Consider the following 9,197-nt stretch of genomic DNA (forward strand, 5'->3'; position numbering starts at 1 on the left):
CCAAAACTCGTCGCCATCCCCGTCGCAGGGCTTGTCGAGTTCCTCCAGTGGGGCCAGGACTACTTCAGCTTCGACGCGGCGACCGTCTCCCTGAGCCTGAGTCCCTGGAACTTCGATGTCTCCCTACTGGACACCTGGGCAGTTCTGTCTTCCGGCGGCACCGCGGTCGCCGCCGAGGCCGCACGACTGCACGACGCCGCCTACCTGGTGCGCCTCCTCGATGAGCACCGACCGACCTTCGTCCAGGTCGTGCCATCGACGTTGGACGCGCTGATCAATGCCGCAGGAAGCACGACCTACCCCTCGGTTCGCAATATCGTGCTCACCGGTGGAGTCGTCGCACAGCCAGCGCGGGCCGCCGCGGCCAATCTCTTTCCCGAGGCGACCTTCCACAATGTCTACGGCGCAACCGAGGTCAACGATTGCCTCATCGAAACGCTCACAGCCCAGCAGTTCGCCGGCACTGAGATGTTGCCGCTCGGCGTGCCGATTGCCGGTTGCGAGATCTACCTCGATGCCGGCGGTGATCGCCAGCCACTCCACGAGGCTGCTGAGGCAACTCATGGAGAGCTGCTCGTACGCACCCCATGGATGGCTGAAGGCTACATACACGATGGCACGATCACACCGTTGCCCGTGACAGCCGATGCGCTCTATCCGATGAAGGACCAAGCCCTCTGGGCCAACGGACAGCTGATGTACCAGGGTCGACGCGATCGCATGGTCAAGGTCCGAGGTCAGCGCGTCAACCTCGAAGAACTCGAGAACGCCGCGCGCCGGACAGGGCTGGTGGGTATGGCCTGCGCTTGGCTGACAGGCACTACATCCGGTGAAGAACTGCACATGGCCTACACCGCTCCGGACCATGGCACTGCCATGACCGGACTGCAGCTACGTATGGCGATGAGCGCGACTCTGCCCGCCTTCGCGATGCCGAACCAGCTCCATGCATTCGCCGGACCGTTCCCGCTGAACGGCAATGGAAAACCAGATCTTCCCACCATCAAGTCCCGAGTAGAAAGCGAGTAACTCATGCCCACCATCAACGACGTCAAGCAGTACATCGTCGAAACCTTCGCCACCGACATCACGGCAGACCAGCTGCCCTCCGACGTGGATCTGCTGAGTACCGGCATCCTCACCAGCGTGACCACCGTCCAGCTGCTGGGCTGGTGCGCGAGGACCTACAAGATCCCGATCAACACCATCCCGATCAACCCCGATGAGCTGAAGACGCCAGAAGGCATCGTCGGGTTCATCGAGACCAACCGCACCGATTCCGTGACTGCCTAGTCCACGCATTTCCTCAACCATCAGACACACCAACCCAAATTAGAAGGAGTATCACCATGTTCACCAGGTCCAAGAATGACGTTTCCGCCGTCGAGTGGGGCAACGGCACCAGCCACCGCCTTCTGGTCGAGAAGGACAACATGGGCTTCGCCGTCGCCCACACTCTCGTGCGAGCCGGCACCGAGTCGAAGCTCGAGTACCAGAAGAACCTCGAAGCTTGCTACTGCATCCGCGGCTCGGGCAACGTCGAGGACACCGAGGGCAACTTCTTCGAGGTCACCCCTGGCGTGCTCTACGTCCTGGACGGCAACGAGCCGCACTACCTGCGCGCGTCAGATCATGAGGACCTCGAGCTCGTCAGCATCTTCAACCCGCCGATCCGCGGGGACGAGAAGCATGTCCTCAGCGCCAGCGGCTTCAGCACCTACTGAGGAGGCGAGCATGAGCACCACCACACTGACCGACGATCCGTGGTCGGGCTTCCTTGACCACCTGCGCGATCGCACCTCCGCCACCTCGCGTTCCCGGGCAGAAGGTTTCTCCACTGAACTGTGGGATGCCACGGCGGCCAGCGGATTGTTCAGCACCCTCGCTGCCGAAGGTATCGGAAGCAGCGGAATGCGGGCCGCCATCGGCCGGATACGCGAGCTCGGGCGTACCAGCCCGGACCGGGGCCTGACCTTCTCAGCAGTGACCCAACTGGCCAGCACCATCTACTGTCTGCGGGCCTTCTCGGACAAGGAACTGCAAGAACGCTACCTGCCTGCAGCCGAGACAGGAAACGCCATCGGCGGTCACGCCATCACCGAAGCTGAAGCAGGCTCCGACGTGATGAGCATGACCACAACGGCGAGCCTTCGAGACGGACACTACGTACTGAACGGCACCAAGCGGTTCATCACCAACGCGCCGATCGCCTCGACTCTCGTCGTCTACGCCAAGACCGTCGAAGACGGCGTCGACAAGGGGCTCTCAGCGTTCCTCATCGAGACCGGGTGGCCTGGCGTCGATACCTCACAGCCCATGCCTACGGCGGGACTGAGCACATCCCCCATCGGTGAAGTCTCGTTGCAGGGCGTGCAGGTGCCGGTTCGGAACCGCATCGGCCACACCGGCGCCGGACTGCTCATCCTCGACCAGGTCATGAAACGCGAGATCCTGCTCGCCTTCGCCGGCAACATCGGCGAGATGGAACAACTGGTCTCCCGCTCGGTCCGCTACGTCAACGACCGCAAGCAGTTCGGTACCAGCATTGGCAGCAACCAGCTGGTGGCCGACCGGATCGTCGAGACGCAGATGGCCATCGAGCTCGGCGGGGCCCTCCTGGAGTCGATCGCTGAACGCCTGGACGGGTTTGAGGACGTCACCATCCCGATCGCGGCGGCAAAGGTCTTCATCAGCGAGGCCAACGTCGACTCAGCGATCAACGCCATCCGAGTCCACGGTGGCAACGGCTACCTGGCCACATCACCGCTGCCCACGTTCCTGCTCGATGCCATCCCCGGAGCGATCTACTCCGGTTCGAATGACCTCCTGCGCACCAAGATCGCCACCATGTTGGGAGTGACCTCATGATCACCCACGACCCGCAGCTCACGGACGCAACCGCGGTCTTCGATTACGAGGACCCTGCCGTCTGCCGGTTCGTCGAAGAGGCCGGCTGCTACAGCGAAACGAACATCACCAAGGCTGTCGAGCGCCTGCACGATGCAGTTCGCGACACGATCGACTACAACGTCTTCAACGTCCCGCTGAACACAGACCTCAGCGCCTCCGGCGTTGTCGACGAGCCCTCCGGTTTCTGCCTGCACAAGAGCATCCTGTTCGTTGCCGGCTGCCGCCGGCTGGGAGTGCCTGCTGTGCTCTGCTCTGACGTGGTCACCAACCACGTCGCCGACGCGGCAATGCATGAACTTGTCGGAGGCGAGGAGTTCCTGCACTGGTACGCACGGATCTACCTCAACGGTCGTTGGATCAAGGCCGCTCCGATCTTCAACACACTGCTGTGCATGCTCTACGGAATCGATGTCCTCCGCTTCAACCCGAGTGGGGACGCCATCGAGCAGCGCAACAGTGACAGCACGAAGATGCACTATCGGGGCGAGCAGCTCTCCTATTCCGACCCGACCATGGCCGAGCTGCTGGAAGCCATTGCGACCAAGCACCCGAAGATGGTCACCGATCATGGGCGGACACCGACCTCGCTCAGCCTGGCCGGAACGCCGCTGCCGAACTAGAAAGGAAGACACGCAAATGTGGAAATACGACGGTTGGGAATCCGACTTCAAGCTCGGGATCGTCACCCCTCACGCTGACATCGGTCCGGAGGCCGAAGCACAGGCGATGCTCACCGGCACGCGCAGCACCATCCATGGAGCCCGTGTCGATTTCAGCCCGATGCACCCTGGCGGGACGATCGACGAGAAGATCGCCCATGACCCGGTCCTGCAGTTCATCGCGCCGGAAATCATCGATCGCACGGTCGAGAGCCTCTCCAGCTCACCGCTGGATGCGATTGGGCTGGCCTTCACCAGCTCCTCGTTCAAGATCGGAGCCGAGCGCGAGCGGGAGTTGCTTGCGAGACTGTCCGGGGTCAGCCATGGAATCAGGCTGAACACCACCGGCACGGCGGCCAGCGCAGCGATTCGACAGCTTGAGCTGGAGAAGATCGCGGTCATGGCCCCTTCCTGGTTCGACGAGGAGCTCTGCGCTGCCGGGGACTCCTACTTCCGAAATCAGGGCTTGGACATCATCTCAGCAACGCCCAGTGGCCCGGTCGGTGGTCCGCTGACGATCGACCCGGCCTCCATGGCCGCCGCGGTGGAGAAGTTGGTCGCAGACACCGGCGCAGAGACCGTGTTCATCGCAGGCAACGGGCAGCGAGCCATCGGCGCGATCGACTACCTCGAACGTCATCTGGGAATCACCGTCCTCACCGCCAACCAGGTTCTCGTATGGGCCAGCCTGGAGGGCACCGATCTGAGGTCGCAGGTGAGAGGATACGGATGCCTCTTCGCCCAGGGGTGACCTGGAAGAACGCCCATGATAGTATTACGTGCATGTACATGGAATCTTCCGAGTCAGTAGAGACCCCCCCGGCCCGCAACCTCAGCGCGTCGTGGGCGCAGGTCGCGGCGATCGTCGCCGCGGTCGACGCCACACTGGGCAAGTGGCTGGTCGATAACTACAACATCGGCCTCACAGAGTACCGGGCCGTGCTGCATCTGAGCCGGACATCCGATCGGGAGCTGCGGATCACCGAGCTCGCAAATCGGGTCGGCCTCACCCAGAGCTCGGTGACTCGACTGGTCGGGCGCATGGAGACGAAGGGACTGGCGTTCCGGGACACCTGCCCGGACGACGGGAGAGGGGTCTTCGCGGTCATCACTGACGCCGGCCTCGACGCCGTAACGGAGATCCGCGAACCATACGAAACTAAGATCTGCGAGCTTCTCAGCGGTGCTGCCAAACAGTACCCGCAGCTGGATCTAGTTGATCTCGACCAGTCATTCGAGACGATCAGCAAGCTCATCTCCTAAGAGTCTCACCCCGTGATCCGGGGCTGAATTCTACCCATATACATGCATGCACATGCACCCTTAGCAATCTCTGAACCGAAAGGACTAATCCATGACTACAAAGATTGATGTTTTTGTCGACTATGTCTGCCCCTTCTGCTTCCTCGTGGAGGGAGCAATCGAAGAGCTCAAGCAAGACCGCGACGTCGAGGTGACCATTCGCCCATTCGAGCTACGCCCTGACCCTGTTCCTACTCTGCGGCCCGAAGACGACTATCTTCCGCGGATCTGGAAGGACGCGGTCTACCCGATGGCCGAGCGCCTCGATGTCCCAATCAGTCTCCCGACAATCTCACCCCAGCCACGCACCGAGAAGGCGTTCATGGTGCTCCAGCTGGCCCAAGAGCACGGCAAGGCCGATGCGTACTCGGAGGCAATGTTCAAGGCGTTCTTCCAGGACGACCGCAACATCGGCAATGACGACGTGGTCGTTGACGTCGCCACTTCGGTGGGTCTTGACGCGAGCGATGTGAAAGCCGCTCTGCATAGCGAGGACCGACGGGCCAAGCAGCAGGCCGACCAGGACTATGCGGTTAACGCCGTCGGGGTCACCTCCGTACCGGGCATCATGATCGACGGTCACCTTCTGGCCGGGGTTCCCAGCGCCACACGGCTGAAGAAGACCGTCGACGACTTGGTCGCCGAAGCCGCCACGAGCGAGGTTCGCTCATGAGTACATCATCCCCGGACGTCCTCGTCGAGGTCATGGACCAGGCCGTGGAGAGGTGTGTGGAGCACGTCGAGGCCGGGGGGCTGCCCTTCGTCGGCGTGGTCGTCGATGACTCGGGCATCATCTCCGACTTCGGAGTCAACCGCGTTCGCGAGACTCGCGACCCATGTGCTCACGCCGAGATCGTCGCCATGCGTGAAGTCCTCGAGGAGGACGACCGGGAGGATCTATCCGGAACCACACTGCTGGCCACCGGCGAACCTTGCGGGTTGTGCTATCGCTTTGCTCTCGACCACGGCATCGATGCCATCTACGTGGCCGTCGACCGTGACGTCGTCGCCGACTGGGGATTCGACTATCGCACTAGCTATCCCTCACTGGGTATCACCGATGGGCTCCGATCCGCCGTCTTCAATCATCTGCCCACCGAGCGCGGCAACGAGCCGTTCTCGCGATACCTCCAGACACAGAACAATCACGGACGCTGACCAGCGCTCCTGTGCACCCTTGAAAGGACACTCACCATGAGTTGGCTCTACCTCGGCATCGCCGTCATCTTCGAAGTCGCCGTCGGCATCTCCGCCGGAAAGGCACAAGGCTTCACCAAACTTTGGTGGAGCATCGCCACCCTCGTCAGCGGTGGCATCGCCACCTTCTTCCTCAGTCTGGCCCTACTGACCTTCGACGTCGGAGTCGGCTATGCGCTGTGGACCTCCCTGGCAGGCGTCGGGATTGTCATCCTCGGCGCGCTCTTCCTCTCTCAGAAACTGACTTGGAAGAAGTTGCTGGGTATCGGCGTCGTCATCGCAGGCGTCGTCGGGCTCAACCTCGCCGGTACTGCCTAAATCGCTCTCCCTTGCCCCGTCTTAAGAAAGGACTGCAGTCATGACCACCACTGCGACCCGCGACACCACCACCCCGGAAACCACCGAAAAAAAGGCCGGCCCCTGGCTGGCACTACTGCTCGCCGGAGGATTCGAAGTCGGATACGCCCTGAGCGTCAACGGCAGCGAAGGCTTCACGAACCTCACTTGGTCCCTCGTAGCGATCGTCTTCTTCCTATTCACTCTATTCTTCCTCAGTGTGGCTCTGAAGAAGATCGACGTGGGCATCGGCTACGCCGTCTGGGCCGGCATCGGCGCCGTCGGCGCTGCCCTACTGGGGCCCGTCTTCTTTGATGAGACCCTTACCCTCGTGAAGGGCTTCTGGCTGGCCGTCATCATCGGCGGTGTCATCTGGCTCAAGCTCGCCGACAGCCCGAAGCTCGAGGCGAAGAAGAGTGATGGCCTGGCCACCGCGGCCCCGGAACAGCACCAGTGACATCGCGTCGGCCTGCCCCCGCCCGCTCCGTGGTTCGAATCGCCACGGCAGCCGGCGGCGGGTTCGCCGCGTTCTACACCTTCTACACGACCGCATCGAGCACTCTCGACGGAACGGGCATCTCAGCCGGCACCCGCGTCGGCATCGTGATGCTGGTTGTCGTCGCCGTCCAACCACTCCTGCTCCTGGGACGGAATTGGATCAAGAACCGGCGCCTCGCCGTCATGCTTGCACTCACGTCCATGGGGGTGGGAAGTGCGATCCTGCCGGTGGCGAACCAGTGGCCAGGTTCACTCCTCCTCGGTCTCGGCTTCGGGGTCTTCGTGGTGATGAGCACCGTCTGGGTAAAGGAGCAAGCGGCACCGGGGCAGACGGGCCGCGCCCTGGGTACATACGGCTTCGGTTCGGCAGCGGGTGGAGCATTGGGCGCTCCGATCGGCCTCTACGCCGTCGAGCACGGAGGCCAACTGGCCGTCGCCATCGTCGGCTGCGCCTTCGCCCTGTGCGCCCTCATTCCTGCGAGGCAAGCGAAGACAGTGACAGAGGACGGTTCTATTTCACAAGCAGCTGACGCACCCGCGAAATCGACATCCACGGGCCCACTAGCTGCCCAGCGGGCTTCCTCCGCTATTGTTGTTGTCAGTATCAGCCTGCTTGGTCACCTCCTTGCAGTGAGCCTCTACGCCGCCGTGCTGTCCTCTGTTGGCACCACAAGCGGCGCTTGGCTGCCCGTCCTGGCAGCATTGGTCATCCAGGTGTGCTTGGCACCAGGCCGCTTGGTCGGAGGACACCTCTCCGATCGGTACCCACCACTGGTCATCCTGGTACTGGCAGTCGGGCTCCTCGCTCTGTCGACGGTGGGCTTCGCTGTCATCACCTCTCATCTGGGCATCCTCGTTGCCGTAGCAGTGATCGGATTTGCCTCAGGTGTAGGCCAGACGGCTGCCTTGACCGCCATGATGCGACGTGCCCGGACCCCTCGCGCAACGGAAACTGCCAGCGCAGGATGGAACATCGCCTTCGATGGTGGGTTAGGCATTGGCGCACTTGCCGCTGGATGGGTGACGATTCAAGGCTAGTTGCAAACCGCATCATCTGCTCATTTTTCAAGTACCACAGTCAGATCCCTAAACAGGAAAGAAGTGTTCTCAGAAGAAGAGAATCAGTATCCATCCAACAACGACAGTGGAATACGGATACGCCGATAGGGCACGAGGAATTCTTATACCTGTGCCACCACGAAGTGATTGAACGCGTAAGCCAAAGGTTGCGAATAGGTAAGCGGCAACCACTAAGGAGGCAGACGAAATGTCAAAGAAGATCATGGTATCAATTGGTATCGATGTGGACGCCGTCGCGGGATGGCTCGGTTCGTACGGCGGGCAGGACTCCCCCAGTGACATTTCCCGTGGGATGTTTGCGGGAGAGTTTGGCGTACCAAGACTGCTCAAACTAGTGAACGATCGTAGGATTCCAGTGACTTGGTTCTGGCCTGGGCACTCGATCGAGACATTTCCCGATAAGTTCGAGGCAACGGTAGCCGCGGGTCACGAAGTCGGTATGCACGGGTATAGCCACGAAAATCCGCTGTCGATGACGCCGGAGCAGGAGGCAGAGGTCGCCGACTACTGCTTGGAGCTGTTCGAGTCACGCACAGGAGAGCGGCCGCTGGGTTACGTTGCGCCTTGGTGGGAGTTCTCAAAGGCCACCCACAAGATCCTGCGCGAGCGTGGATTCCTCTACGACCACTCCCTCATGCACCACGATCACACGCCGTACTATGTGCGCGCCGGGGATGAATGGACGCCGATCGACTATGGGGCGGCTTCTGCGAAGGAATGGATGAAGCCACTCGTGCGCGGCACAGAGACCGATCTGGTCGAGATCCCGGCTAGCTGGTACCTAGATGATCAACCGCCCATGATGTTCGTCAAGGGAAGCGCGAACAGCCACGGATTTGTAACTCCGCGGGCAATTGAGGCCCTGTGGCGGGATCAGTTTGACTGGGTCTACCGAGAGATGGATTACGCCGTCTTCCCTATGACAATCCATCCGGATGTAAGCGGTCGCCCACAGAACCTCTTGATGCTGGAGCGGTTCATCGAACACATGTCAAAGCATGACGGTGTCGAGTTTATGTCCATGAAGGACGTCGCGGTCGACTATAAGCAGCGCTTCCCTCGCAATCAGGCCTGATGGCCCTCAGAAGACACCTGGGGTGGGAGCCGCCAGATGAATAGCTTCTCTCTGGCGGCCCCAGCCGGGGAATGTCGCCCAGCTAGCGGAGTCCTCACCCGAGAGGGTGACGGAAAGTGCTTCCAGATTCATTGCCCAAG

The 9,197-nt window shown here is 61.5% G+C and carries 13 protein-coding genes; all 13 read left to right on the forward strand.

Annotation, left to right across the window (positions count from 1 at the left end; all coding sequences use genetic code 11):
• Positions 1–1,029, forward strand: a 1,029-nt coding sequence (locus tag Q9R22_RS13035) for an AMP-binding protein (RefSeq protein WP_311254294.1), incomplete at its 5' end; no start/stop codon positions are given.
• Between the two features lie 3 nt (positions 1,030–1,032).
• Positions 1,033–1,293 carry an acyl carrier protein gene (locus Q9R22_RS13040; RefSeq protein ID WP_131333030.1) on the forward strand — a complete coding sequence of 87 codons (261 nt, stop codon included), beginning with the start codon at positions 1,033–1,035 and terminating at the stop codon, positions 1,291–1,293.
• A 56-nt stretch (positions 1,294–1,349) separates the two neighbouring features.
• Complete coding sequence (locus Q9R22_RS13045) at positions 1,350–1,724, forward strand: ectoine synthase (protein WP_131333031.1); 375 nt, start codon at positions 1,350–1,352, stop codon at positions 1,722–1,724.
• Positions 1,725–1,734: 10 nt separating this feature from the next.
• Complete coding sequence (locus Q9R22_RS13050) at positions 1,735–2,868, forward strand: acyl-CoA dehydrogenase family protein (RefSeq protein ID WP_165489795.1); 1,134 nt, start codon at positions 1,735–1,737, stop codon at positions 2,866–2,868.
• Entirely contained in the window at positions 2,865–3,530 is a 666-nt protein-coding gene (locus Q9R22_RS13055) for a transglutaminase family protein (RefSeq protein ID WP_131333033.1), read from the forward strand. The genes Q9R22_RS13050 and Q9R22_RS13055 overlap by 4 nt, the downstream gene beginning before the upstream one ends.
• A gap of 16 nt (positions 3,531–3,546) precedes the next feature.
• Positions 3,547–4,320: a maleate cis-trans isomerase gene (locus Q9R22_RS13060; RefSeq protein ID WP_131333034.1), complete on the forward strand. Its 774-nt coding sequence runs from the start codon at positions 3,547–3,549 to the stop codon at positions 4,318–4,320.
• A gap of 32 nt (positions 4,321–4,352) precedes the next feature.
• Positions 4,353–4,832 carry a MarR family winged helix-turn-helix transcriptional regulator gene (locus Q9R22_RS13065; protein ID WP_242670427.1) on the forward strand — a complete coding sequence of 160 codons (480 nt, stop codon included), beginning with the start codon at positions 4,353–4,355 and terminating at the stop codon, positions 4,830–4,832.
• Between the two features lie 91 nt (positions 4,833–4,923).
• Positions 4,924–5,544 (forward strand): DsbA family protein, encoded by a 621-nt coding sequence (locus tag Q9R22_RS13070; RefSeq protein ID WP_131333035.1) that lies wholly within the window; start codon positions 4,924–4,926, stop codon positions 5,542–5,544.
• The gene (locus Q9R22_RS13075; RefSeq protein ID WP_131333036.1) at positions 5,541–6,029 is read left to right on the forward strand and encodes a nucleoside deaminase; all 489 of its coding nucleotides are present in this window, start codon (positions 5,541–5,543) and stop codon (positions 6,027–6,029) included. The genes Q9R22_RS13070 and Q9R22_RS13075 overlap by 4 nt, the downstream gene beginning before the upstream one ends.
• Before the next feature lie 36 nt (positions 6,030–6,065).
• A complete protein-coding gene (locus Q9R22_RS13080) occupies positions 6,066–6,386 on the forward strand; it encodes a multidrug efflux SMR transporter (RefSeq protein ID WP_131333037.1) in 321 nt (106 codons plus the stop codon).
• Between the two features lie 40 nt (positions 6,387–6,426).
• On the forward strand, positions 6,427–6,861 hold the full coding sequence (locus tag Q9R22_RS13085; RefSeq protein WP_131333038.1) for a multidrug efflux SMR transporter: 435 nt from the start codon (positions 6,427–6,429) through the stop codon (positions 6,859–6,861).
• A gap of 29 nt (positions 6,862–6,890) precedes the next feature.
• Positions 6,891–7,940 (forward strand): MFS transporter, encoded by a 1,050-nt coding sequence (locus Q9R22_RS13090; RefSeq protein WP_165489796.1) that lies wholly within the window; start codon positions 6,891–6,893, stop codon positions 7,938–7,940.
• Between the two features lie 229 nt (positions 7,941–8,169).
• A complete protein-coding gene (locus Q9R22_RS13095; RefSeq protein ID WP_131333040.1) occupies positions 8,170–9,057 on the forward strand; it encodes a polysaccharide deacetylase in 888 nt (295 codons plus the stop codon).
• Positions 9,058–9,197 lie beyond the last annotated feature (140 nt).

This window comes from Kocuria sp. PD6 (genome assembly GCF_031844145.1).
Taxonomy (GTDB): Bacteria; Actinomycetota; Actinomycetes; order Actinomycetales; family Micrococcaceae; genus Kocuria; species Kocuria marina.